We start from the raw sequence: 25,542 nt of genomic DNA on the forward strand, positions 1-25,542 counted from the left end.
TCCACATATTAAGAAGTTATTATATAAGCTTTCCACATGTTTATACACATTATCCACAAAAACATAATAAATTACTCACATTATCCACAGTTTGTGTATATAACATCATATTTATTCACAATTACTCTTTTCTATGCATATAAGTAAAAAGTCTTATTCTTTTTCATTGTGGATAGTTATATCTAATCCTGGATTTCCGTTCAAATCCAATTCAGCTCGTTGCCCCTTTTCATAAAAAATAGTTCCCGCTGCAGCAATCATTGCGGCGTTATCTGTGCATAAAGATAATGGAGGGATAGTTAGTTTCACAGAATCCATTTCCTTAAATTTATCCACAAGCGCTGTTCGAAGACCTTTGTTAGCCGCAACTCCACCAGCTAATACAACTTGTTTCACCTGATATTCTTCTGCTGCTTCCACAGTCTTTGATACTAATACATCCACTACACTTTCTTGAAAACTAGCGGCCAAGTCTTCTGGTCTAATAACTTCTCCTCGTTGCTCTGCGTTATGCACAGTGTTGATAACTGCTGATTTTAATCCACTGAAGCTAAAATCATATGTACCTTCTATCCATGCTCTTGGTAGTTTCACCGCTTTCGGATTTCCCTCTCCTGCTAATCGATCAATATGAGGTCCACCTGGATAAGGAAGATTGAGCGTTCTTGCGACTTTATCGTATGCTTCTCCAGCCGCATCATCTCTTGTTTCTCCGATAACCTCAAAATGACCATGCTCTTTCATTAACACTAATTCTGTATGGCCTCCAGAAACCACAAGTGCCAATAAAGGAAATTCTAAGTTATCCACAAGTCGATTAGCATATATATGGCCAGCAATATGATGTACACCGACAAGGGGGATATCATGTGCAAAACTAATTGCTTTCGCTGCATTTACTCCTATTAAAAGAGCCCCTACTAAACCGGGTCCTTCTGTTACGGCAATAGCATCAATTTCTTCATACGTTATACCGGCCTGGGAAAGTGCCTCTTCTATTACAAGCGTAATTTGCTCCACATGATGTCTTGAAGCAATTTCTGGAACAACTCCGCCAAATCGTTTATGGCTCTCAATTTGAGAAGCAACGATATTGGAAAGAATTTCGGTTCCATTTTTTACAATAGAAACTGCAGTTTCATCACAACTTGTTTCCATACCCATTATAATCACATTATTATTCTTCATAATTTCACCCACATTACTAAAGCATCTTCTTGATTATCTGTATAATACTTCTTTCTGATTGCCCCATTTTGAAATCCCAGTTTTCTATATAAATTCTGTGCCACGACGTTCGTTACACGGACTTCTAATGTCATAGAAGTAGCTCCCATTTTCCTTGCCTCTTCCATTACTTTAGTAAGTAATGTTTCACCAAGCTTTCTCCCTCTGTACTCTGGTAAAATCGCGATATTAGTAATATGTGCTTCATCTACCACAATCCATACTCCACAGTACCCGACCAACTCTTCTTCATATTGAATCACAATATACTTCGCGAATCGATTTTGTGTTAGCTCATTATAGAAAGCTTCTTTACTCCAGGGAGTAGGAAAAGAGATTGTTTCGATTTTAAAAACATTATCGATATCTGCGACTGTCATATAGCGAAATTCGAATGCTGACATTATCCCCTGTCTTCCTTTTTCTCTTTATTTGCCTTAAGCCAATTTGCCTCTGCCTCTGCTAATCGAATATAGTTAGGTGTAAATGTATGTATCGCTTCTTCCGGTCTCGCTTCACCTAACATTGCGAGAATAGACGGTCTAGGATTAAAATCCACTGCATCTGTTATATGAGCAAACTTCCCTAATCCCCCTGTAAAAATATCTTGGTGTATAGGCAAATCATTCCCTACAAACAATATTCGCTGTTTTAATGACGCAAGCTGTTCTACCCAATCAGTAGACAGAATCAATTGGTCATTTTTTACGACTTCCATATCATTGCTGGTAAATTGATATAGCCCAGTATAAATCTGTCCTCTTCTTGCATCAAATAGGGGAGAAACATACCCATCAAAATATCTTCCCACCGATGCAGCAAGTACTTCTAGACTAGAGACACCCACTAATGGGATGTTTAAAGTCCACGCAAGTGTTTTAGCAATGGTTACTCCAATCCGAACACCTGTATAAGATCCAGGCCCTTTTGCTACCACAATCTTGGAAAGATCCTTTGGTTTTATATCACAATCCTTCATTAACTGTTCAATTGCAGGCATCGCTCTAATCGAATGGTTCTTTTTCAAGTTTGTAATATACTCCCCAATTACCTTCCCATTTTCATATAAAGCAATTCCTAAAACAAAATTCGATGTATCTATTGCTAATATCTTCATTAAAATAACTCCTTACATAATTGCATATAGCGAGAGCCCTTTGGGGATAGTACAATTTTTCTACCCGATGTGTTATCATAAAATAATTGAATTTGCAGGTATTCCAGTGGCAGTTGATCCTCAATTAAATGAGCCCACTCAACAACAGTAACTCCATCCCCTTCAAAGTACTCATCAAATCCTAAATCCTCATCGCTATCCTTTAATCGGTAAACATCCATATGATATAAAGGCATTTTCCCTTGATATTCTTTAATAATTGTAAAGGTAGGACTATTAACTGTTTTAGTTATTCCTAACCCTCTTGCTATTCCTTTTGTAAAAGTTGTTTTGCCTGCTCCAAGGTCACCTTCTAAAGTGATGACATCTCCGGCTTCTAAGAGTGATGCAATTCGTTCAGCAAAACCAATTGTTTCTTCCGCATTATCTGCCTTCCATTCAAAGTTATTCATAAATTACTCCTAATACAAATTTAATAATGGTATTATCCTTTATTATACTCAATAACTTAATGAGTCTAAAGTAAGTCTCCTTGTTTTTTCGTGGAAACATGCTCAACTTCCAAATTTCATTTGTGTATCTAGTTATCCACAGTGTCTCCATTTTAAAAATTCCTAGACGAACAAAAAATCCTTAGGTTTATTCCTAAGGATTTTTTCATTGTTTGATTGCGGGGACAGGATTTGAACCTGCGACCTTCGGGTTATGAGCCCGACGAGCTACCAGACTGCTCCACCCCGCGACGATATTAAATAATAAAAGCCTGGCGACGTCCTACTCTCACAGGGGGAGAACCCCCAACTACCATCGGCGCTGAGAAGCTTAACTTCCGTGTTCGGTATGGGAACGGGTGTGACCTTCTCGCTATCGCCACCAGACTATTTTATTTTGAGGTTATTCCCTCAAAACTAGATTATGAAGTAAAAAGAAAGAAATGAGTAATCATTTTGTCCAGCTCCAACGCCTATCGCCTATCAAACTTCCGATCATCTCCCTACGATAAGTCAACATCGATTCACTTACGTTCATCGTGTTTCCTTTATCTCAGTCGATGCTCCTCCAGTTTCTACGTCGATAAACAGGCGTTTCCGCTTTTCATTTTAGTTAAGTCCTCGATCTATTAGTATCAGTCAACTCCACATGTCGCCACGCTTCCATCTCTGACCTATCAACCTGATCATCTTTCAGGGATCTTACTAGCTTACGCTATGGGAAATCTCATCTTGAGGGGGGCTTCATGCTTAGATGCTTTCAGCACTTATCCCTTCCGCACATAGCTACCCAGCGATGCCTTTGGCAAGACAACTGGTACACCAGCGGTGCGTCCATCCCGGTCCTCTCGTACTAAGGACAGCTCCTCTCAAATTTCCTACGCCCACGACGGATAGGGACCGAACTGTCTCACGACGTTCTGAACCCAGCTCGCGTACCGCTTTAATGGGCGAACAGCCCAACCCTTGGGACCGACTACAGCCCCAGGATGCGATGAGCCGACATCGAGGTGCCAAACCTCCCCGTCGATGTGGACTCTTGGGGGAGATAAGCCTGTTATCCCCGGGGTAGCTTTTATCCGTTGAGCGATGGCCCTTCCATGCGGAACCACCGGATCACTAAGCCCGACTTTCGTCCCTGCTCGACTTGTAGGTCTCGCAGTCAAGCTCCCTTGTGCCTTTACACTCTACGAATGATTTCCAACCATTCTGAGGGAACCTTTGGGCGCCTCCGTTACTTTTTAGGAGGCGACCGCCCCAGTCAAACTGCCCACCTGACACTGTCTCCCACCCCGATCAGGGGTGCGGGTTAGAATGTCAATACAGCCAGGGTAGTATCCCACCAATGCCTCCACCGAAGCTGGCGCTCCGGCTTCCAAGGCTCCTACCTATCCTGTACAAGCTGTACCAAAATTCAATATCAGGCTGCAGTAAAGCTCCACGGGGTCTTTCCGTCCTGTCGCGGGTAACCTGCATCTTCACAGGTACTATAATTTCACCGAGTCTCTCGTTGAGACAGTGCCCAGATCGTTACACCTTTCGTGCGGGTCGGAACTTACCCGACAAGGAATTTCGCTACCTTAGGACCGTTATAGTTACGGCCGCCGTTTACTGGGGCTTCAATTCAGAGCTTCGTCTTACGACTAACCCCTCCTCTTAACCTTCCAGCACCGGGCAGGTGTCAGCCCCTATACTTCGCCTTGCGGCTTCGCAGAGACCTGTGTTTTTGCTAAACAGTCGCCTGGGCCTATTCACTGCGGCTCTCTCGGGCTTTAACACCCAAAAGAGCACCCCTTCTCCCGAAGTTACGGGGTCATTTTGCCGAGTTCCTTAACGAGAGTTCTCTCGCTCACCTTAGGATTCTCTCCTCGCCTACCTGTGTCGGTTTGCGGTACGGGCACCATAAATCTCGCTAGAGGCTTTTCTTGGCAGTGTGGAATCAGGAACTTCGGTACTATATTTCCCTCGCCGTCACAGCTCAGCTGACATGGTAATGGGATTTGCCTCATTACCGGCCTAACTGCTTGGACGTGCTAATCCAACAGCACGCTTACCCTATCCTCCTGCGTCCCCCCATTGCTCAAATGATTTAAAGGTGGTACAGGAATATCAACCTGTTGTCCATCGCCTACGCTTTTCAGCCTCGGCTTAGGTCCCGACTAACCCTGAGCGGACGAGCCTTCCTCAGGAAACCTTAGGCATTCGGTGGATGAGATTCTCACTCATCTTTCGCTACTCATACCGGCATTCTCACTTCTAAGCGCTCCACCAGTCCTTACGGTCTAGCTTCAACGCCCTTAGAACGCTCTCCTACCACTGACATCATAGATGTCAATCCACAGCTTCGGTGATACGTTTAGCCCCGGTACATTTTCGGCGCAGAGTCACTCGACCAGTGAGCTATTACGCACTCTTTAAATGGTGGCTGCTTCTAAGCCAACATCCTGGTTGTCTAAGCAACTCCACATCCTTTTCCACTTAACGTATACTTTGGGACCTTAGCTGGTGGTCTGGGCTGTTTCCCTCTTGACCACGGATCTTATCACTCGTAGTCTGACTCCCAAGAATAAGTATTTGGCATTCGGAGTTTGTCTGAATTCGGTAACCCGATGGGGGCCCCTAGTCCAAACAGTGCTCTACCTCCAATACTCTCAATCTTGAGGCTAGCCCTAAAGCTATTTCGGAGAGAACCAGCTATCTCCAAGTTCGATTGGAATTTCTCCGCTACCCACACCTCATCCCCGCACTTTTCAACGTGCGTGGGTTCGGGCCTCCATCCAGTGTTACCTGGACTTCACCCTGGACATGGGTAGATCACCTGGTTTCGGGTCTACAACCACATACTATTTCGCCCTATTCAGACTCGCTTTCGCTGCGGCTCCGTCTCTTCAACTTAACCTCGCATGTAATCGTAACTCGCCGGTTCATTCTACAAAAGGCACGCTATCACCCATAAAAGGGCTCTAACTACTTGTAGGCACACGGTTTCAGGATCTATTTCACTCCCCTTCCGGGGTGCTTTTCACCTTTCCCTCACGGTACTGGTTCACTATCGGTCACTAGGGAGTATTTAGCCTTGGGAGATGGTCCTCCCTGCTTCCGACGGGATTTCTCGTGTCCCGCCGTACTCAGGATACACTCAAGAGGGAACGAAGTTTCGACTACAGGGTTTTTACCTTCTACGACTGACCTTTCCAGATCGATTCGTCTACCCCGTTCCTTTGTAACTCCATATAGAGTGTCCTACAACCCCAAGAGGCAAGCCTCTTGGTTTGGGCTAATCCCGTTTCGCTCGCCGCTACTCAGGGAATCGCGTTTGCTTTCTCTTCCTCCGGGTACTTAGATGTTTCAGTTCCCCGGGTCTGCCTTCAGTACCCTATGTATTCAGGTAAAGATTCTATCCCATTACGGATAGAGGGTTCCCCCATTCGGAAATCTCTGGATCAAAGCTTACTTACAGCTCCCCAAAGCATATCGGTGTTAATCCCGTCCTTCATCGGCTCCTAGTGCCAAGGCATCCACCGTGCGCCCTTTCTAACTTAACTTAGTTGTCGGCTAAAGATAAACTTCACATCTCTTCGTCAGCTTCTTCACTCTGCTCCTCACGTACTGTCGTACGCTCCGGTGCTCGCTCCGTCGCTTCCTTGACCTGCTCGTTTCTCTTTACCCTCCATTCTTTGAATAGGTATTCGTTTAATACGATTACTTTTCAAAGAAATAATTCTCTAACATAGAGAATCTAAGATGGCGATTACTCGGTTTCTTTCTTGTTTTTACTATTCATAATCTAGTTTTCAAGGAACAATTTCGGCTAAAGATAAACTTCGCATCTCTTCGTCAGCTTCTTTGCTCTGCTCCTCACGTACTGTCGTACGCTCCGGTGCTCACTCAGGCACTTCCTTGATCTACTTGTTTCTCTTTACCCTCAAACTTCTTACTGTTTTGAGGAATTAATTGCTCCCTCAAAACTGAACAACAAATCGTCAACAATCTATGATGGAATGTAAATTCCATTTTCCTTAGAAAGGAGGTGATCCAGCCGCACCTTCCGATACGGCTACCTTGTTACGACTTCACCCCAATCATCTATCCCACCTTAGGCGGCTGGCTCCAAAAGGTTACCCCACCGACTTCGGGTGTTACAAACTCTCGTGGTGTGACGGGCGGTGTGTACAAGGCCCGGGAACGTATTCACCGCGGCATGCTGATCCGCGATTACTAGCGATTCCAGCTTCATGTAGGCGAGTTGCAGCCTACAATCCGAACTGAGAATGGTTTTATGGGATTTGCTCGACCTCGCGGTTTTGCTGCCCTTTGTACCATCCATTGTAGCACGTGTGTAGCCCAGGTCATAAGGGGCATGATGATTTGACGTCATCCCCACCTTCCTCCGGTTTGTCACCGGCAGTCACCTTAGAGTGCCCAACTTAATGCTGGCAACTAAGATCAAGGGTTGCGCTCGTTGCGGGACTTAACCCAACATCTCACGACACGAGCTGACGACAACCATGCACCACCTGTCACTCTGTCCCCCGAAGGGGAACGTCCTATCTCTAGGAGTGTCAGAGGATGTCAAGACCTGGTAAGGTTCTTCGCGTTGCTTCGAATTAAACCACATGCTCCACCGCTTGTGCGGGCCCCCGTCAATTCCTTTGAGTTTCAGCCTTGCGGCCGTACTCCCCAGGCGGAGTGCTTAATGCGTTTGCTGCAGCACTAAAGGGCGGAAACCCTCTAACACTTAGCACTCATCGTTTACGGCGTGGACTACCAGGGTATCTAATCCTGTTTGCTCCCCACGCTTTCGCGCCTCAGCGTCAGTTACAGACCAAAGAGTCGCCTTCGCCACTGGTGTTCCTCCACATCTCTACGCATTTCACCGCTACACGTGGAATTCCACTCTTCTCTTCTGCACTCAAGTCCCCCAGTTTCCAATGACCCTCCACGGTTGAGCCGTGGGCTTTCACATCAGACTTAAAGGACCGCCTGCGCGCGCTTTACGCCCAATAATTCCGGACAACGCTTGCCACCTACGTATTACCGCGGCTGCTGGCACGTAGTTAGCCGTGGCTTTCTGGTTAGGTACCGTCAAGGTACAAGCAGTTACTCTTGTACTTGTTCTTCCCTAACAACAGAGCTTTACGATCCGAAAACCTTCATCACTCACGCGGCGTTGCTCCGTCAGACTTTCGTCCATTGCGGAAGATTCCCTACTGCTGCCTCCCGTAGGAGTCTGGGCCGTGTCTCAGTCCCAGTGTGGCCGATCACCCTCTCAGGTCGGCTACGCATCGTTGCCTTGGTGAGCCGTTACCTCACCAACTAGCTAATGCGCCGCGGGCCCATCTGTAAGTGACAGCGAGATGCCGTCTTTCAGCTTTCCACCATGTGGTGGAAAGAATTATCCGGTATTAGCTCCGGTTTCCCGAAGTTATCCCAGTCTTACAGGCAGGTTGCCCACGTGTTACTCACCCGTCCGCCGCTAACTTTAAAAGCAAGCTTTTAAAGTCCGCTCGACTTGCATGTATTAGGCACGCCGCCAGCGTTCGTCCTGAGCCAGGATCAAACTCTCCAATAAAGAGTTGATTAGCTCATTGCTAAACTCTAGCTTTTTATTACTTGTTTTGTTTTATAACATTCATTATAAAACGATTATTGTTGACGTTTGTTTGTTCAGTTTTCAAAGAGCAATAAAATAATTTGGAGCGGGTGATGGGAATCGAACCCACGACATCAGCTTGGAAGGCTGAGGTTTTACCATTAAACTACACCCGCATTAATTGAGAGTAATATTCACTTTTGCTTGATATTCATGGTCGGGAAGACAGGATTCGAACCTGCGACCCCTTGGTCCCAAACCAAGTGCTCTACCAAGCTGAGCTACTTCCCGAATATGGCGCGCCCGAAAGGAGTCGAACCCATAACCTTCTGATCCGTAGTCAGACGCTCTATCCAATTGAGCTACGGGCGCATATTTCCGAAAGCGACTTTATAATCATACAATACTTTTTATCGGCTGTCAACACTTTTTTCGATGCGGCCGAGAGGACTTGAACCTCCACGGGGTTAACCCCCACTAGGCCCTCAACCTAGCGCGTCTGCCATTCCGCCACGACCGCACTATAAGAGATAATCCATTGTACATTCATAAATCTTTTTCGTTCATTAGATGGTGCGGGTGAAGGGAGTCGAACCCCCACGCCTTGCGGCGCTAGATCCTAAGTCTAGTGCGTCTGCCAATTCCGCCACACCCGCTTAATTCTAATATTCAAAATGGTGAGCCATGGAGGATTCGAACCTCCGACCCTCTGATTAAAAGTCAGATGCTCTACCGACTGAGCTAATGGCTCGTGGCTGGGCTAGCTGGATTCGAACCAACGAGTGACGGAGTCAAAGTCCGTTGCCTTACCGCTTGGCTATAGCCCAATAAACAAATAAATATAAATGGCGGTCCGGACGGGACTCGAACCCGCGACCTCCTGCGTGACAGGCAGGCATTCTAACCAACTGAACTACCGGACCATTTTTTCTAATAACAACTAACAAGTGACCCGTACGGGATTCGAACCCGTGTTACCGCCGTGAAAGGGCGGTGTCTTAACCGCTTGACCAACGGGCCATGATCTTTAAAATTGCTTTCTGGCGGAGAAGGAGGGATTTGAACCCTCGCGCCGCTCACGCGACCTACACCCTTAGCAGGGGCGCCTCTTCAGCCTCTTGAGTACTTCCCCAAAAATGGCTCCGCAGGTAGGACTCGAACCTACGACCGTTCGGTTAACAGCCGAATGCTCTACCACTGAGCTACTGCGGAATAATTTTTATCGACTTGTCCACTATCTAAACAAGATAGTTATTAGCAGTTGAATTAATCAGCCGCTCTCTTGTCGACTCTTTACATTATAAGGACATATAAATAATAAGTCAAGCGCCTTTTAAAACTTTTTTAAAATAAAAATTAACCACGTTAAGATTGTCTATCCACATCTATTATTTCTTCTAATATTAATCTCCCTCTACATTTCCCACAAACATACTTTTTTATGTCCATTCGTTTTCTTCTCGTATATTTCTGTTTACAAGAAACACAAGAATAAATAAGTAATTTCTTTGATTTTCCTTTCTTACTTTCAGCTGGTAAGGGAGAACAATATCTTGGACCACCTACCCTTTTTAGAAGAGACTTAAAGTCTGCATCCTTATGCTGATAACCTCTTTTTAATAAATGAAGATGATAATGGCATAATTCATGCTTAATGATCCCTATTAATTCATCCAATCCCATCATCTCATAATACGTTTTATTAATTTCAATATTATGCGAACTTAATAAATACCTTCCCCCAGTGGTTCTTAATCTGGGATTAAAAGATGCTTCGTGTTCAAACTTCCTTTTAAAATATTCCCATGATATATCCTCCACTAACCTTTGTAATTCTTCATTTGTCATCGTTCTGCTCATCCCTCCTCAACAAGACAAACTATTATAGCATACAATAATCTTATCACTTACTAAAATCTACACAAATCATGGATACCACTTAAACCAAAGCATATTTTACCCGTTATGTTATTTAGAGTGGTGTCTAAATTTCCGTTTTTTTCAAACAAGTACAAACAGCCTTTTTTCTCGCTTCTCTTATATAAACTAATGGAATTTAAAAGAAGGAGAGTTCTTAAATTAGCCATAACGAAATAAAAGCAAGGAGTGGATATAATGCCTAATTGGTTACAAAACCAAATTAAAAAAGCTTTCTATGAAAAAAACAGCTATCAAGTAAAGCTATTGAATCAATGCTGGTATTACTATTGCCGTAAAAATACTCCTAGTTAACTTTTGCTCTTACTTGATTATTGTACGAATAACTTTCAATCAACTCTTCTTATGTAGGAAAAGCCTGCGTTTTTTAGTAAACGTAGGCTTGCTTCCATTCGTTATTTTTCTTCTTTTGGGCTCAGCATCGTAAGTGCAACTCTTCCCTTATTATGATCTACGCTATCTACCCAAACTGTAACAACATCCCCTACACTTACTATATCAAGTGGATGCTTAACAAACTTGTTGCTCAGCTTAGAAATATGAACTAAGCCATCTTGTTTTACTCCAATATCTACAAACGCTCCAAAATCGACTACATTTCTAACCGTACCTTGTAGTTCCATTCCTGTTTGCAAATCTTCTAGCTTCAATACATCTTTACGTAATAGCGGTGCGGGAAGATCTTCACGTGGATCACGAGATGGACGAACTAATGCATCAATAATATCCTTTAATGTTAATTCTCCCATATTAAGTTCCTGGGCAATCTCCTTTAATGCTACTTTCGTCAAGGCTTCTTTTAACGCTTGCGTGCCAATATCCTGTGACTTAAATCCTAACTTAGATAGGAGTTTTTTCACTTCATCATAATGCTCAGGGTGGATACCTGTTCGATCTAGAGCCTCTTCTCCATCCAAGACGCGCAAGAAGCCAATTGCTTGTTCATATGTTTTTGCTCCTAGACGTGGTATCTTCTTTAATTGCTTACGATTACTAAACTTGCCCTCTTCTTCTCGTTTTTTCACGATATTATTAGCAACCGCTTTGGAAAGGCCAGCGACATATTGTAATAGGGAAGAAGATGCAGTGTTTACATTAACACCTACTTGGTTAACTGCGGTCTCTACGACAAAGTGCAATGATTCAGCTAATTTTTTTTGCGATACATCATGTTGATATTGACCGACACCAACAGATTTCGGGTCAATTTTCACTAACTCAGCAAGTGGATCTTGCAATCTTCTTGCAATTGACACCGCACTTCTCTCTTCTACTTGAAAATCCGGGAATTCTTCTCTAGCAATTTCTGAAGCAGAATAGACACTTGCACCTGCTTCATTCACAATTAAATAAAAGATCTCTTTATTTTGTTTCTTTAGCATTTCTGCAACAAATTGTTCTGTTTCCCTTGATGCTGTTCCGTTCCCGACTGCAACCATTTCTATATTATAGCGGTTAAGAATGCTTTGAAATTTATCTTTTGCTTCTGCAGTTTTTGATACAGGTGGATGTGGATAAATTACACCAATTTCTAATACTTTTCCTGTTTCATCTACTACTGCTAATTTACAGCCTGTCCGATATGCTGGATCTACACCAAGAACCATTTTCCCTTTTAATGGTGGTTGCAATAATAGATTTCTAAGATTTTCTGAGAAAATATGTATTGCCTGTTCTTCAGCCTTTTCTGTTAGCTCATTTCTTATTTCTCTTTCGATAGAAGGCTGAATAAGACGTTTAAAACCATCTTCTAACGCCTCTTTTATAATGCTCGCTGCAGGCGAACGAGTATTTGTTATCCATTTTTCCTCTAAATATTCTATTATCACATCGACAGGAGCAATAATCGCTACTTTTAAGATATCTTCTTTTTCCCCTCTATTTAAAGCTAATGTCCGATGAGGAACAATCTTGTTTACCGGTTCTTCATACTCATAATACATTTCATAAATATTTTTTTCGTCTTTTTCAGCATTTTTAGAGCTAGATTGGATTTTCCCACTAAGCATCGTCTTGTTTCTAATCCATTTTCTGCTCTCTGCGTCATCCGATATGCGCTCTGCCAATATATCCTTCGCTCCATTTATCGCATCTTCGATTGTTAGTACATCTTTTTCTTCAGAAATATATTTACGCGCTTCCTCTTCCAAAGAGTTTTCTTGATTCCTATTTAATAACCATTCTGCAAATGGCTCTAAGCCTTTTTCCTTTGCAATAGTTGCTTTTGTTCGACGCTTTTGCTTATACGGACGATAAAGGTCTTCTACTTCTTGTAACTTGATTGCCTTTGTAATATTCTTGCGAAGTTCTTCTGTCAGTTTTCCTTGTTCCTCAATTAACCGAATAACTTCTTCTTTTCTTTGTGCTAGGTTTTGAATATATGTATAACGATCAATAATATCCTTAATCTGCACCTCATCTAGTGCCCCAGTTTGTTCTTTTCTGTATCTAGCAATAAAAGGGACGGTATTCCCATCTTCTATTAATGTAATAACACTTTTCACCTGTTTCATTGAAACATTCTGTTCTTTTGCAATAATAGATAAATAATCCTGCCCTTTTTGCTGTTCCAAAACCTTCTCCATACGACTCACTATCCTTTCTAATCTCCATCCAACTCACTTGAAACAGTCTTTCCATTTCTCTTACCCACTAAAAGTAATACCTTTTATTTTCACTTACTTCTATTTTATCAAAAGGTCTCATGAAAGCATATTATCAACACATGAATTTACGTTCCCTTCCTTAATTTTGCCGCTCTATCTACTTAAAAACCTACTATTAGACAAAAAGAAAAAGCTTACTTTTTAAAGCAAGCTTCCTAGAATAAAGGTAGAATCATCGTCTGAATTATTATATTTCCCAACAATGTTATCCGCTATGGAGCTAATCGGTAAATATCCTTTTAGCAAGTTTTTAATTCCTTGAATATTAAACCCATCGGAAAAAACAAGAAATTTGGCATGATTCTCAAAAGTAAAACGTTGTGTATGATAATGTTGAGGTCTCCCAGATAAATACCCCGTTACCGGGAGTGGATAGGTTAATTTACCTGAAGGAGAATACAGAAAAAAACGTATATTGCCTACACAGCTATAAACAATGGTCTTAGAAGCATAGTTTATTTTAAAAACACAAACAGCAGCTCCTCTTTTCTTTACTAGAACATCGTTCGATAGTTCCATTAATTCCTCTACTGATTTCGCATGATTTTCTTTTATGATCTCAGTAACTGCAACGGATGCTTCATTTGCGTATTCGCCACTGCCAAGACCATCCGCTAATACACAAACAAAGTAATCATCCGTTGATGTATAAAAAAAGCTATCTCCACAAAGGGTTTTCCCTTTCTTGCTAGTCTGATAGGCGAGTACATGAACATTGTTGTCTTTCAACTCGTTCATAAGATAAACTCCGAATTACTGGATTCTGCCTGTATTGCTTCTTGAAGCTTCTTAATTGCTCTTCTTTGAAGCCTTGAAACATGCATCTGAGAAATCCCAAGTTTTTCTCCAGCTTCCTTCTGACTAAGATTATCCAAATATGTATATTGAATAATGCTTTTTTCTCTCTCCGTTAATACATGCAATACCTTCTCCAGTACTAACTTTTGATTCACTCTTTCAAACCCTTGATCCACATCTCCTACAATATCTAGAAGTGTAACAGTTCCGCCTTCCGAATCCGCTTCAATGGAATGATCAACAGATAACGCTTGATAGCTTCTGCCCATTTCCATTGCTTCTAGCACTTCTTCTTCGGATACCTCTAAATAATCGGCGATTTCATTTACCTTTGGTGAACGTTGTAAATCAGTAGTAAGTTGTTCAACGGTTTTCTTTATTTTAGGGCCAAGTTCTTTAATTCTTCTAGGTACATGAACACTCCACGTTTTATCTCTTAAAAATCGTTTGATTTCTCCAATAACCGTTGGGACAGCAAACGCTTCAAAACTTTTCCCAAAGCTTTCATCATATCGATGAATAGCTCCTATTAATCCGATTATCCCAACCTGTGTAATATCTTCATGAAACATTTTTCCTTTAGAATATTTTCGTGCCAGCATTTCTACTAAGTCACGATAATTTATAACAAGCTTTTCTTGTGCCTGCTCGTCTTGTGTGCTCTGAAATTGTTTTATTAATGCATTTACTTCTTCTTTTGGTAAATGGCGATTAGGTTGAGATTGTTTCTGCATCCCTCTCCACCTGCTCTCCTTCGAGGTATTTAGTCATGAAAACAGTTACCCCGTTATTATGGTGAATCTTTACTTCATCCATTAATGTTTCGATCAAGTATAGGCCAAGTCCTCCTTCGCGAAGAAATTCCACTGACTCATCCTGCTCATAAGGGCCCAAATCTTTTGTAGTGGAATGAAAGTCAAAACTCTTTCCATTATCAGCTACAATAACTTCTAAGCGATCATTATATAATCGAAATCCTATTAAAACTTCTCCTGCGTCATTATTCTTGTACGCATGTTGCACAGCATTTGTACATGCTTCGCTTGTCGCTATTTTTAAATCTTCAATTTCATCGTAGCTGAAGCCCATTCTGCTTGCAATTCCAGATAATGTTAAGCGAATAATCCCAACATACTCTGGTTTAGAAGGAATTTTCATTTCGATGTACTCAAAATGACTCATTGGATTCCACCTTCTATCTTACTATTTATGTCTATAATATCTGCCAATCCAGTTATTTCAAACAATCTAATTAAACGGCTTGATAGACCTATTAACTTGAATTCGCCATTGTTTGCACGAACATTCTTAAATATGCCTACAAATACCCCTAAACCAGTACTGTCCATATAGTTAACATCTGACAAATCTATTATCATTTTTATTCCTTCTTGTTCAGAAAAGGAATAAATTCGCTCTCTTAGTTTTGGAGCAGTATACGCATCAATTTCACCAGAAACCTTGACTTCTACATCCAATTCTTTTTCCTTTACATCGATTATGATATTCATCCCGACCCACCTTTACATTATTACGATATTGTCTTATACCCGATCATTTACGATGTTAAACTTCTCTTTTAAAAATAATTAAAGTAAAATCATCACGCAATTGGAAGTCTTGAATCTTTTCTAATTCCTTATAGACATTTTTGACAATATTTTGTGCATCTAAGTGCATATGTTTTCTTATATATCCAAGAAGCGTTTCTTTATCAATAAAGCCTTCCTTCGTTCTACACTCGGTTACTCCATCTGACATTAAAATAATCATATCACCTGGATAAACTTGCTTTTCAAATTGCTGATATTTTGTTTTTTTATCGACGCCTAGTAGTAATCCCTTTGTTTTCAACTCACTAAACTGCTTGGTTTCTGCTTGATAATATAAGCCAGGTTCGTGACCAGCTGACGCATAATGAAATACATGTGACAATACATCATACGCTCCATAAAACATCGTAATGAACATACTGGGATCTACATTTTGCTCTACAACCCTATTTAAGTTTTCTAATACATTACTTGGTTTATTCCTATTTTCAGGGAGACTATCCATCGCATACTTAATCATCGACATGCACATAGCAGCAGGAATTCCTTTTCCAATTACATCCGCAATTGCAATATTAATCACCTGATCATCATCATGAACAAAGTGATAATAATCTCCATTCATCATTTTAGCAGGAACACTGATTGCGCCGATATCTAACCCATCTGCTTTTGGAATATCAGTGCTTAATAATGTTTGCTGAACATTTGCAGCGATCTCCATTTCACTTCTTAATTCTTGTTGAACATGACGAAGGCTTTGATGTTCTCTATAGGCAAATCCATACCCAATCATGACCTCTAAAAGAATATCAAAGGATTTTGTTACATATTCAGGCATCTCTGGGTATAAATCCATAAGAATTGATTTATGTAAACTGATGATATCTTCTGGCGATATTTTTTGTTCAATGGATTTTCTACTAAACTTTTGCCCTTGATAAAGAGCTTGTTCCGATTCATCTTTAATATAGTTCACAAGAAGATCTCGATACTTAGATTCCATCATTTCCCGGAAATCCATTATCTCTCCCCCTATCTTAGCCACTTCACTGCCTGAATTTCTGTCCCCTCACCGATAGAGGTTTTAATATCAAACTCATCCATCAGCCTTTTTACACCTGGTAATCCAGCACCTAACCCGCCGGAGGTAGAAAAACCGTCTTGCATCACTTGTCTAATATCCTTGATTCCAGGACCACTATCTATTGCAATTAGTTTCAAACCTGATTTCCCATTTTCAAACAGCTTTTCAATACAAATCTGTCCTTGTCCAGCATACAAATATATATTTCTTGCTAGTTCACTAATTGCAGTTGTAATACGTGCTTGATCGACGGTACCGAAGCCGAGCTCTTTTGCAATATTTCTGCCTAATTGTCGAGCAGCAACGATGTCCCATTCATTTACGATTTTTACACAGGATTGGTCTCCCATAGGTCAATCCTCCAATTCCTGTTGTAATTTCTCCAAACCTTTTTCTAGATCTAAGGCAGTTAAAACATCGTTTAAACTGATACCTAGTTCTACTAAGGTGATGGCAACAGCAGGTTGAATTCCTGTCAGTACCACCTTAGCCCCCATTAGCTTCGACATACCGATTACATCACCTAACACTTTTGCAATAAATGAATCTATAAAATCAATGGAAGTTAAATCAATAACTACTCCACTTGCACTAGTCTCATGGATTTTATTTAATAAATCCTCTTGAAACTGAAGGGCTGTTTGGTCATCTAACTCCCATTGAATAGATACTAGTAAATAGTCATAAAGTTTTAATATTGGTATTCTTACTCTATTCACCCAAAACCAACCAACTTTCTTTTAATATATTTTTACAAACTTACCAATCCCTTTATAGGGATTTCTCTATATGACAGAAGCAAATGCTAAATATAGACCTTGGTATTTATCTACATCATATAGATTAATACATTTTTTTTATAGATCTCCAGCACATTTCATTTAACCTGTTTACTTGCTCTATAATTATAATTAGCCTTTCTCCATTTTATCATATTAAGAGAGACTTTCTATTTTCAAAAACTGATATATTGAAAAACAATCGGTATTTTTGGGCATTATTTTCAGTTGAAAATTGACTGATCCTATATTTATATAGGAGATGACTTTTCTATATTCCCATTCTGATTCTTTTTGAAACCTTTTTATACGAGTTAATAAAATTTTTTGTCACACCATAGAGACAGATGCCTACTTTTTTATTATTAGTGCTTTTAAAATTAAAATAGAAAGAACCTCCATTAAAGATAGGAGGTTCTCAAAGTGTAGACAAACCCCTGAATTTTAGATATAGAGGTTTGTCTATAGTATTTTTATTAGTCCCTTTGAATAGGGATGTTGCTCTCCGTTCCAGGGGTTCGCTTTCCGTGGGGCTCGCGCTGAGCCGCTTCGGCCTTTGGCCTGCAGGGTCTCAGCTGTCTCGCTAATCCCACAGGAGTCTCACCCCTTCCACTCCAAGCAACGCATGAAAATTCAATGTAAGTTTCTAAAAATCTTTTTGTCGACAAACTGAGAACCTCCATTAAAGATAGGAGGTTCTTTTACTAACAATATACAGGCTATTTCACATGCAGAACGGTTACTATAAAAAAAAGCGCTACAAACGAGCGCATTCTATTCTTAAAATTCAATGAGACCTAAACTAATTTGTAGAGCTTCATCGACTTTTTCCATCATTCCCTCATCAAGATGAGTAATTTTGTCCGTTAGCCTCTGTTTATCTATCGTACGAATTTGTTCTAAAAGAATTACTGAATCTCTTTCAAAACCATATCGCTTCGCATCAATTTCCACATGAGTCGGCAATTTAGCCTTTTGAATCTGAGCTGTAATTGCTGCAATAATGACTGTGGGACTGAACCGATTCCCGATGTCGTTTTGAATGACAAGTACAGGACGGACTCCGCCTTGCTCTGAACCAACAACTGGGGATAGGTCTGCAAAATAAACGTCACCACGTTTGACAATCAAAGGATTACCCTCCGCTTACAAGACGTTCTACTGTATGCTCTGCCTCGTATTCTGCGAGAAAGCTTTCTGATGCAATGGATAAATTTAATTTAGCCATTTCCATATATCCTCGTCTCATCGATTCGCGGATATGTCTCTTTTTCCGTTCGCGAAGATACATTTTCGTTGCTTGATAAATAAATTCACTACGATTAACATTTTCTTGCTTAACGAAGCCGTCCAATTCAGTTAACAAATGCTTTGGTAATTTTATCATGATCTCTGTCGTTGCGCTGGATTCAGACACAAACATACACCTCCACCATCACTACACACCATTTTTAGCTCTGCTTTTTTTAATCATACCACTATTCATTGTTTCTGCAAAGTCCATTCAGCAATTCTACTGTATTATCCGCCAAAAATTATCCCTTTTATGCATGAAAGAATGGAAAAAACGAAAAATATTCTCAAAAATAATAGCTGTAATTCCATATTTTTCATATTAGTTATCTCTAAATGGTATCTGTGACCATAATTAATGTATTCATTATTTTCATCATCCATTACTATTTATTTAGTCTAGAGTTAAAATAATGTTTTTTACAATAATCGCCCTAAAATATTTGCATTATACCTCTATCCTTTATATATACAATTAAATTAAAGGATTCATTGTTTCTGTAAAAACACCATTTTGTTTATACACACGAGGGACTCTTGTAGAAATCATACAGGTAACCTCATAATTAATCGTTTCTAATTTAGCAGCAATTTCATTAACAGAAATAATCTCATCTTTTTGTTTCCCAATCAGTGTTATCTCTGTACCTGGTTCTATATAGAAAGGGAGCCTTATCATGCATTGATCCATGCAAATCCTCCCAACAATTGGTACTCTCCTTCCGTCAATAAGAACCTCTTGTCCTTGCAGTTTACGTAACCATCCATCCGCATAGCCGATTGGCAAAGTACCTATCCATTCCTCTTCTTCCGCCTCATACGTTGCACCATAGCTTACTTTATCCCCTTTATTTAACTTTTTCACTTGGACCAATTTTGTGCGCAAGGAAAAAGCTTCTTTTAATAGATAAGGTATATCAGGCTCAATCTCAAGAGATGGTGTCAATCCGTACATCGAAATCCCCAAACGAACAGCATTATATTGTAAATCTGGATGTAAAAGACTGGTCGCACTATTACTGCAATGAATAATTGCTGGCAGCTTTGAAAAGGAAGAAAGTAGCTCCTTAAAGCGTTGAATTTGGTTCTCGAAATAAGAAGAATTTTTTTCATCCGCTGTCGCGAAATGAGTAAAAACTCCCTCCACGACAATATTCGAATGCTTTACCAGTAATTCCTCTACCTGCTGGATCTCCTGCTCCTTTCTTAAACCAATTCTCCCCATGCCCGTATCTAACTTAAAATGGATCGTTAAAGAAGCATCCTTACTTAAAAATTGTTGAGCTTCCTCCAGCCAGTTCACATGATAAACAGTTAAAGTCACCTGATTTTTTATCGCTGTCATAACATCTTTTGGTCTACTTGCGCCCAGTACAAGAATTGGTGCAGTAACACCACTATTTCTTAAACTAATCGCCTCATCTAAAAAAGCTACAGCCAAGCTATCCGCACCAGACTGTAATGCTGTTTTAGCAATTTGCAAAGCTCCATGCCCATATCCATTTGCCTTTACTACCGCTATCAATTTATTTTCAGGATGTAATCTTTTTCTTAACTCACTAACATTAAATGCAATAGCATCAAGATCAATTTCCACCCATGTATCTCGATAAAAAGTATCTTCTTGATTCAAAATCTTCACACGTCCTTCATGAAATAAAAAGCTTGTATTCTAAATTATTCTACTGATTTAACAGCTTGTCAATTCCTATCCTCGACTTTCGCCTGTTGGATCTCCCTTTCCACTCATTTTCCACTGAAGTCAAGTGTCCCAGCGAAAATCAACTCAGAATGTTGAAAAAACAACAAAAAAACAGCCTCTAAAATAGAAGCTGTTAACAAATGCTTATTTTATTGCTTCTCCTTGTACAGAGCGTGCAACTGTAACTAGTTCATCACGAGTTAAATCAGTCGATGCAATAGTATAATCAACGCCTTCAAACGTCCAAGATACTTTAGAATCTGTTACTTCCCCAATGGTAAATCCTAAATCCACGGGATCTCCCTTACTAACAATTGGTCCTGCTGTAGCTGGTGCTACCACTGCTTTTTCTTGAATAATCGTATAGGACTTTTCCCCATCATATGTCAAAATCACACGATTTCCGTTTTCCGAAGCCATTTTTTTCTCTTCTACTAAGCTAACTCCTTCTAACGGTTCTTCCGGATATTTAACAGTAAAGTTTTTATCTTCGACTTCTCCCATAACTGGAATAACCATCTTAGCCGCTGTCATACTTTTTTGTAAATCAAAATCCTTCTTATCAAAGGATACGTCAAATTTCACATTGGAGAATTTAACTGTAACAAGAGCTACTCCCTCTACATCCTTAACCTTTACACTTACAGGCGAAAGATCTTTTTTGCTAAAAGTAATTTCTTGTGTTGGAAGCATTTTGTTATTCTGATAGCGTGTTTTTGTTTCAAACACATAATACTTATCAGTAGCAGAAAATTTCACATCTTTATCTTCTTCAATATCTTTCACTAAAGACTCATAGAGATAAGCCTGACTACTATTTTCTGGCCACTCGCTTTGAAACTTAAAGCTTTTGTTTAAAGCTGGTGTTAAAACATACACGCCTTCTTCATTTTTCAAAATCATTTGGCTCTGATTCTTTGCTGAATTCTTTAGATTTACTCGATAAAAATCTGGGTCTTTATGCCAGACCTCCACTTCGTAAGTTTGTGGCTCTGTTCCCATTTTGAGAGTCATTTCGGCGTCTGCTTTATACCCCTTTGTCTCGACCTTTTCTTTTAAATCAGTCAGAACATCTTCTTTCGATTTTGTTCCACAGGCAGTTAACAAAAGCATGACCGTTAGCCCTACAAATAGCAACCAAATCTTCTTGTTCATTTTTTCAACTCCCCTATTCTCATTTCACGTAGAAAGAGAGAAAAATAAGCAAACAGCATTTCTAGTAAAAAAATCCCTCTTTCTTATTCCTTGGAATTTTCTATTAGAAACTGAAAACCATACTTGTCTCTCCTATTTCTCTATGAATATATGAGACAACCTTCAGGAATATGCTACTTGGAATAATAAGTCTTTTTGTTGGAATTCTATATATTTATCTTCCTTTGGCAAATTTTTATCCATTCTTAAATAAACGGGGATGATATTATTAAATCAAAAGGGCTATTTTCGTAAAGTTTGTTGCTATTACCCGCAACCAGAATACACTTCGCTTTCCTTGAGGCTTGCGCTGAGCCGCGGTCTGCTTCAGCCTGCAGGGTCTCAGACTGTCTCGCTAATCCCCGTGGCGTCTTCGTGTATTCCGGCTGCTCCATTTTTCCAACTAATTCTTTTCTCCTTTTGAAAAAACAACAACCTTTTAGAAAAACAGCCATCAAAAAACAATATATTATACTTTCAAGCTCCTTGTATCTAATTCATATTAATAATTAAAGTTTTCTATTTACCTCAAACAAAAAAATAAGGAAAACGATGAATTCATCTCGTTTCCCTTATTCTTCAATGATGACTTGAGCAAAAGCATACTGCTTGCTATGGGTTATAGATAAATGGACGCCTTCAGAAAATGGTTTTAAAATAAAAGGCTTTCCTTGTCCCTCATAACCTATTTCAATATCCAAAAAACTTAAATCTGCTCCAATCCCTGTACCAAGTGCCTTGGCAAATGCCTCTTTCGCCGCAAATCTTCCTGCCAAAAATTCATTTTTGCGATGGCCAGATAGTTGCTGAAATTTTTCCATTTCCTTATCGGTCAGAATTCGATTTGCAAACTTCGGCTGTCTTTGAAGCAAAGTTTCTATCCTTTCTATTTCCGTTATATCAATTCCTGTGCCTTTAATCATAAGACAACTCCTTCTATTCTATTCATTGTGAGCATAATATATTGTATCTTTTCCTATTGTTTGGCTATTATTGTAGAAAGAAGCTATTTAGGAGGTATCAAATACAGTTGTTTACCAGAAGAGAAAGCTTTAAAGAGTATATTACTTATTATCCTATCGTTTCAATGATTTTACTCATTCATCTAATACTATATTTATTAACCAATCTTCCTATTTTTCCGAATAAGTATTTATTAGATACAATGATCGGCGTCAATCTTTATATAGTAGAAGGAGAATGGTGGCGATTAATCACTCCCATTTTCATTCATGGAGGATTTGCCCATCTTCTGTTTAACAGTTTTAGTATTTTCTTATTCGGCCCGGCTCTCGAAAGAATACTAGGCAAATTTAAGTTTCTCCTCATTTATTTAGTTACTGGTATTGCGGCGAATCTTATTACCCTTCTCATTGAACCACTTACTTATGTTCACTTAGGCTCTAGTGGAGCAATATTTGGATTGTTTGGTTATTATATTAGTCTAGTTGTATTTCGAAAAGACATTATTTCACAGAGCAACGCCCAAATTATTACGACGATTGCTGTACTTAGCTTAATTATGACCTTTTTACAGCCAAATATAAATATTGTTGCCCATATCTTTGGATTTCTAGCTGGCCTAATCATTGGAAGTTTATCGGAATCAAAGGGAAAGAACATTATATCCAGTTATAAAGAAGAATGGTACTATTTAAAACAACAGTTTCGCCAAGCAAAAAAACCAGAAGGAAAATCAATTATTATTTGGATCGTAATCTTCGGGCTTGCTATTATTGGTTTTCTTAGTCAGTAATCTCCCTTTCTTCTTACGAAAGAAGGTGGGACACAAGTATTCGATCCAAAGATAAACCCAAACAGTTATACGAATCACTAATGAAAGTTTCGTATAACTGTTTGGGCTTTTTTTATTAAAAAGTATGTTCCCATTTCATGTTTGTTGCTATTATCCGCAACCTATATTTAATACTTAAATTATTGATTATTCGTCTTTACAGGTTATCTGTTTAGTTATTGTCCTAACCTTTTTCTTACCTTAGCGAATACCATTCATACACTTTCTCTACATCCTCTTTTGCAAGATCTGTAACTACACCATTTGCTCCTCCTGCACCAGAAAGCACTATACCTTGAATAGAAGCAAGGTCTCCCTTCCTTTGCCACCATCCCTCTGTGTAATAAAGGGCCTGGATTCGATTGCGCCTCATCATAAAAGTCGTTTTATTAAATTGACGGAAGGATAAGATTAGTTGTTTACCCGAGATATGGTAGCCTGCTGAGCGGTAATTCCAGTACCCCCATGATGGTAAAATGAACAATAACAACAGCGATAATGCTCCCCATCCATGAAAAAAATAGATAAGTGAAACGATAATAGGCAGGGCTATCCAGCTATTTTTTATAATGTATCTCCAAACAGATCGTTTTGGGGGTGGAGTAAGCTGGTCACTGTATTCATATTCAGGAACCATTTCTTTTAATAAATGCGGTAACTGCTTTTTCTTTAATAATGGAATAGCCAACACATTCGCAGCCTCCAGATCATTAAAAGATCCCCCTGCACTAATAATGGAAACACCTACTAATTGGAATGGCTGTCTAAGCATGGCCTCCGTTATTTTAACTGCCTGAATACGTTGCAACGGAATAGTAATCTGCTTTTTCTCAATTAGTCCTCGTGTAATAATTAAATCATCTTTCGTCTTCGATAACGTAAAATTCGCATATTTCAGCAATGTAATCAATAATGAAAACAACCACAGTAGGACAAATAGAACAAAAACAACGATTGAAATTAACGCCAAACCACTTGTTATGAACTGATGAATATGTTCGTATATTTTTTTATATGGAATAATATCTTCAAACTGAGAAATGAAAGCAAAAACCGCCGAAATTATGACTCCTACTCCACCCGACGTAGATGCCAAAATAGCTAATTGCTTATTCGTAATACGGTAGATTTCTTGTTGAACAGGTTCTACTACTTCTACCACTTCTTCTGATCCAATCTGTTCATTCTTCTTTTGAATGATATATCTTTTTAAATCTTGAGCAACCGCTTTAGAAATAGCGGTAAGTTCACCTTCCGCTTCTGTAGTCCCTGCCGTTTCTATCTTCACTTTTACTAATCCGAAAGGTCGATGAAAAATTCCTTCAGTAAAATCAATGCTTTGAATCCGTTCAAAGGGGATATAGCGCTTCTTTTTTACAAATACGCCATACTCAATTCGTAATTCCTTATCAACCACATAAAAAGTGAAATAATTCCAAGATAAAAATCCACTAATGAGTATGACTAACAGTAAGACGGATGCCCCTAAAATTGTATATAATCCCCACTCAGAAGGTTTTCCTCCAAGTACAATAATTCCTATAAACGGGAAAATAAATTCTCTTAACCGCTTTAAGATGTCGTAGATTATGGAAACTGGATGAAGTCTGCTTTGCTTAAACATCCTCTTCCGCCACCTTCGTTTTACTAGAAATATAATGTCTTATTTCCTCTGCTTCCTCCACTTCAAGGACAGGAATCTCATGTATCGTGGCTGCGGTTGAAATAGAAACCGTTGCAAGCTCGTACTTTTTTAATAACGGTCCTTGCTTCATATCTACGTGCTGCACTCTAATCATCGGGATGAGTGTTCGCTTTATTACGATAACACCTTGCTGAATTTCAATCTCATCTCCTCTTACTTCATACCTCCACCTTTTCCACTTTAACGGTGGCAAGATACCAATCGTTAGAGCAACATGAAAAAGCAGATAGATGATCGTCCCTATACTGACAAGTATGTGCCAATCAAAAAGAATAGCGAGTGTAATTAAAGCTCCACCAATAACCATCATGATAAGAGAAGAGATTAATCCAGTTAAGCGCCATACGGTTATTCCTTTTTTCGATAATCTGTTTTGAGGTATCGTTACCAATTAGATTTCCCCTTTTTTTGAATTTTTGTATGTACCTATTAACTATATACGAAAAATGTATAAGGTGGTTTCAAATTTTTCGATGCTTTCTGTTATTAAAATAAAAAAGAAAACTTCCATCAGTAAGGGTTAGTTGCATTTATCAGACCTTTAATGGCAGTTATTTTCCTCTCCCTGTCTCAGCTGTAGGGATCAAGAGTGGAATAAATGAAA

At 39.6% G+C, this 25,542-nt stretch carries 22 protein-coding genes, 12 tRNA genes and 3 rRNA genes; 2 read left to right on the top strand and 35 right to left on the bottom strand.

Annotated elements, in window-relative coordinates; genetic code table 11:
• Positions 1-153: 153 nt before the first annotated feature.
• From tsaD to NST60_RS09090, 20 genes are all read right to left on the bottom strand, one after another.
• Positions 154-1,188 (bottom strand): tRNA (adenosine(37)-N6)-threonylcarbamoyltransferase complex transferase subunit TsaD, encoded by a 1,035-nt coding sequence (tsaD, locus tag NST60_RS08995; RefSeq protein WP_016204041.1) that lies wholly within the window; start codon positions 1,186-1,188, stop codon positions 154-156.
• Positions 1,185-1,631, bottom strand: a complete 447-nt coding sequence (gene rimI, locus NST60_RS09000; RefSeq protein WP_101728796.1) for a ribosomal protein S18-alanine N-acetyltransferase — start codon at positions 1,629-1,631, stop codon at positions 1,185-1,187. Before rimI ends, tsaD begins: the two co-directional genes overlap by 4 nt.
• Positions 1,631-2,344, bottom strand: a complete 714-nt coding sequence (gene tsaB, locus NST60_RS09005; RefSeq protein WP_101728795.1) for a tRNA (adenosine(37)-N6)-threonylcarbamoyltransferase complex dimerization subunit type 1 TsaB — start codon at positions 2,342-2,344, stop codon at positions 1,631-1,633. The genes rimI and tsaB overlap by 1 nt, the downstream gene beginning before the upstream one ends.
• Positions 2,344-2,796: a tRNA (adenosine(37)-N6)-threonylcarbamoyltransferase complex ATPase subunit type 1 TsaE gene (gene tsaE, locus NST60_RS09010; RefSeq protein WP_254416083.1), complete on the bottom strand. Its 453-nt coding sequence runs from the start codon at positions 2,794-2,796 to the stop codon at positions 2,344-2,346. The genes tsaB and tsaE overlap by 1 nt, the downstream gene beginning before the upstream one ends.
• 216 nt (positions 2,797-3,012) lie before the next feature.
• Positions 3,013-3,086, bottom strand: a tRNA-Met gene (locus NST60_RS09015).
• Positions 3,087-3,105: 19 nt separating this feature from the next.
• Positions 3,106-3,222: ribosomal RNA gene (gene rrf / locus NST60_RS09020) — 5S ribosomal RNA — on the bottom strand.
• 222 nt (positions 3,223-3,444) lie between these two features.
• Positions 3,445-6,380: ribosomal RNA gene (locus NST60_RS09025) — 23S ribosomal RNA — on the bottom strand.
• Positions 6,381-6,858: 478 nt separating this feature from the next.
• Positions 6,859-8,407: ribosomal RNA gene (locus tag NST60_RS09030) — 16S ribosomal RNA — on the bottom strand.
• Together the 16S, 23S and 5S rRNA genes with 12 tRNA genes alongside form the textbook arrangement of a ribosomal RNA operon.
• Positions 8,408-8,530: 123 nt before the next feature.
• Positions 8,531-8,604: transfer RNA gene (locus NST60_RS09035), tRNA-Gly, on the bottom strand.
• Between the two features lie 38 nt (positions 8,605-8,642).
• Positions 8,643-8,719: transfer RNA gene (locus NST60_RS09040), tRNA-Pro, on the bottom strand.
• Between the two features lie 4 nt (positions 8,720-8,723).
• Positions 8,724-8,800: transfer RNA gene (locus tag NST60_RS09045), tRNA-Arg, on the bottom strand.
• Between the two features lie 64 nt (positions 8,801-8,864).
• Positions 8,865-8,948: transfer RNA gene (locus tag NST60_RS09050), tRNA-Leu, on the bottom strand.
• Positions 8,949-8,999: 51 nt separating this feature from the next.
• Positions 9,000-9,084: transfer RNA gene (locus NST60_RS09055), tRNA-Leu, on the bottom strand.
• 19 nt (positions 9,085-9,103) lie between these two features.
• Positions 9,104-9,179: transfer RNA gene (locus tag NST60_RS09060), tRNA-Lys, on the bottom strand.
• A gap of 1 nt (position 9,180) precedes the next feature.
• Positions 9,181-9,255 (bottom strand) — tRNA-Gln (locus tag NST60_RS09065).
• Between the two features lie 19 nt (positions 9,256-9,274).
• Positions 9,275-9,351, bottom strand: a tRNA-Asp gene (locus NST60_RS09070).
• A gap of 25 nt (positions 9,352-9,376) precedes the next feature.
• Positions 9,377-9,448, bottom strand: a tRNA-Glu gene (locus tag NST60_RS09075).
• Positions 9,449-9,469: 21 nt separating this feature from the next.
• Positions 9,470-9,560: transfer RNA gene (locus NST60_RS09080), tRNA-Ser, on the bottom strand.
• Between the two features lie 5 nt (positions 9,561-9,565).
• A tRNA-Asn gene (locus tag NST60_RS09085) sits at positions 9,566-9,640 on the bottom strand.
• 153 nt (positions 9,641-9,793) lie between these two features.
• The gene (locus NST60_RS09090; RefSeq protein WP_040342602.1) at positions 9,794-10,276 is read right to left on the bottom strand and encodes a SprT family protein; all 483 of its coding nucleotides are present in this window, start codon (positions 10,274-10,276) and stop codon (positions 9,794-9,796) included.
• Between the two features lie 267 nt (positions 10,277-10,543).
• Between NST60_RS09090 and cmpA the strand changes: the two genes are divergently transcribed.
• Complete coding sequence (gene cmpA, locus NST60_RS09095) at positions 10,544-10,660, top strand: cortex morphogenetic protein CmpA (RefSeq protein ID WP_101729026.1); 117 nt, start codon at positions 10,544-10,546, stop codon at positions 10,658-10,660.
• A gap of 101 nt (positions 10,661-10,761) precedes the next feature.
• Here the strand turns inward: cmpA and NST60_RS09100 are convergent, their stop codons facing one another.
• From NST60_RS09100 to acpS, 13 genes are all read right to left on the bottom strand, one after another.
• The gene (locus NST60_RS09100) at positions 10,762-12,951 is read right to left on the bottom strand and encodes a Tex family protein (RefSeq protein WP_101729027.1); all 2,190 of its coding nucleotides are present in this window, start codon (positions 12,949-12,951) and stop codon (positions 10,762-10,764) included.
• Positions 12,952-13,173: 222 nt separating this feature from the next.
• Positions 13,174-13,770, bottom strand: a complete 597-nt coding sequence (locus NST60_RS09105; RefSeq protein WP_016201238.1) for a PP2C family serine/threonine-protein phosphatase — start codon at positions 13,768-13,770, stop codon at positions 13,174-13,176.
• Positions 13,767-14,564, bottom strand: coding sequence for an RNA polymerase sigma factor SigB (gene sigB, locus NST60_RS09110; protein WP_016201239.1), 798 nt, complete (start codon positions 14,562-14,564; stop codon positions 13,767-13,769). The genes NST60_RS09105 and sigB overlap by 4 nt, the downstream gene beginning before the upstream one ends.
• Positions 14,542-15,012 carry an anti-sigma B factor RsbW gene (gene rsbW / locus NST60_RS09115; protein WP_016201240.1) on the bottom strand — a complete coding sequence of 157 codons (471 nt, stop codon included), beginning with the start codon at positions 15,010-15,012 and terminating at the stop codon, positions 14,542-14,544. The genes sigB and rsbW overlap by 23 nt, the downstream gene beginning before the upstream one ends.
• Positions 15,009-15,341, bottom strand: a complete 333-nt coding sequence (locus NST60_RS09120) for an anti-sigma factor antagonist (protein ID WP_016201241.1) — start codon at positions 15,339-15,341, stop codon at positions 15,009-15,011. Before NST60_RS09120 ends, rsbW begins: the two co-directional genes overlap by 4 nt.
• Positions 15,342-15,396: 55 nt before the next feature.
• A complete protein-coding gene (locus NST60_RS09125; protein ID WP_016201242.1) occupies positions 15,397-16,407 on the bottom strand; it encodes a PP2C family protein-serine/threonine phosphatase in 1,011 nt (336 codons plus the stop codon).
• An 11-nt stretch (positions 16,408-16,418) separates the two neighbouring features.
• A complete protein-coding gene (locus tag NST60_RS09130; protein WP_016201243.1) occupies positions 16,419-16,820 on the bottom strand; it encodes an anti-sigma regulatory factor in 402 nt (133 codons plus the stop codon).
• A gap of 3 nt (positions 16,821-16,823) precedes the next feature.
• Entirely contained in the window at positions 16,824-17,189 is a 366-nt protein-coding gene (locus tag NST60_RS09135) for an STAS domain-containing protein (RefSeq protein ID WP_016201244.1), read from the bottom strand.
• 840 nt (positions 17,190-18,029) lie between these two features.
• Entirely contained in the window at positions 18,030-18,380 is a 351-nt protein-coding gene (ndoA, locus tag NST60_RS09140; protein ID WP_169187740.1) for a type II toxin-antitoxin system endoribonuclease NdoA, read from the bottom strand.
• A 4-nt stretch (positions 18,381-18,384) separates the two neighbouring features.
• Complete coding sequence (locus NST60_RS09145) at positions 18,385-18,666, bottom strand: CopG family ribbon-helix-helix protein (protein WP_016201247.1); 282 nt, start codon at positions 18,664-18,666, stop codon at positions 18,385-18,387.
• A 351-nt stretch (positions 18,667-19,017) separates the two neighbouring features.
• Positions 19,018-20,175: an alanine racemase gene (alr, locus tag NST60_RS09150; protein ID WP_169187739.1), complete on the bottom strand. Its 1,158-nt coding sequence runs from the start codon at positions 20,173-20,175 to the stop codon at positions 19,018-19,020.
• Positions 20,176-20,388: 213 nt separating this feature from the next.
• Positions 20,389-21,399: a LolA family protein gene (locus NST60_RS09155; protein ID WP_016201249.1), complete on the bottom strand. Its 1,011-nt coding sequence runs from the start codon at positions 21,397-21,399 to the stop codon at positions 20,389-20,391.
• A 611-nt stretch (positions 21,400-22,010) separates the two neighbouring features.
• On the bottom strand, positions 22,011-22,361 hold the full coding sequence (acpS, locus tag NST60_RS09160; RefSeq protein WP_016201251.1) for a holo-ACP synthase: 351 nt from the start codon (positions 22,359-22,361) through the stop codon (positions 22,011-22,013).
• 107 nt (positions 22,362-22,468) lie between these two features.
• Here acpS and NST60_RS09165 point away from each other — a divergent pair, with 107 nt between their 5' ends.
• Positions 22,469-23,194, top strand: a complete 726-nt coding sequence (locus tag NST60_RS09165; RefSeq protein ID WP_016201252.1) for a rhomboid family intramembrane serine protease — start codon at positions 22,469-22,471, stop codon at positions 23,192-23,194.
• Between the two features lie 235 nt (positions 23,195-23,429).
• Here the strand turns inward: NST60_RS09165 and NST60_RS09170 are convergent, their stop codons facing one another.
• On the bottom strand, positions 23,430-24,857 hold the full coding sequence (locus NST60_RS09170; protein WP_169187738.1) for a PH domain-containing protein: 1,428 nt from the start codon (positions 24,855-24,857) through the stop codon (positions 23,430-23,432).
• Positions 24,850-25,329, bottom strand: coding sequence for a PH domain-containing protein (locus tag NST60_RS09175; RefSeq protein ID WP_016201254.1), 480 nt, complete (start codon positions 25,327-25,329; stop codon positions 24,850-24,852). Before NST60_RS09175 ends, NST60_RS09170 begins: the two co-directional genes overlap by 8 nt.
• Positions 25,330-25,542 lie beyond the last annotated feature (213 nt).

The sequence above is a fragment of the Niallia sp. FSL W8-1348 genome (assembly GCF_038006745.1).
In the GTDB taxonomy this organism is placed as follows: domain Bacteria; phylum Bacillota; class Bacilli; order Bacillales; family Cytobacillaceae; genus Niallia; species Niallia alba.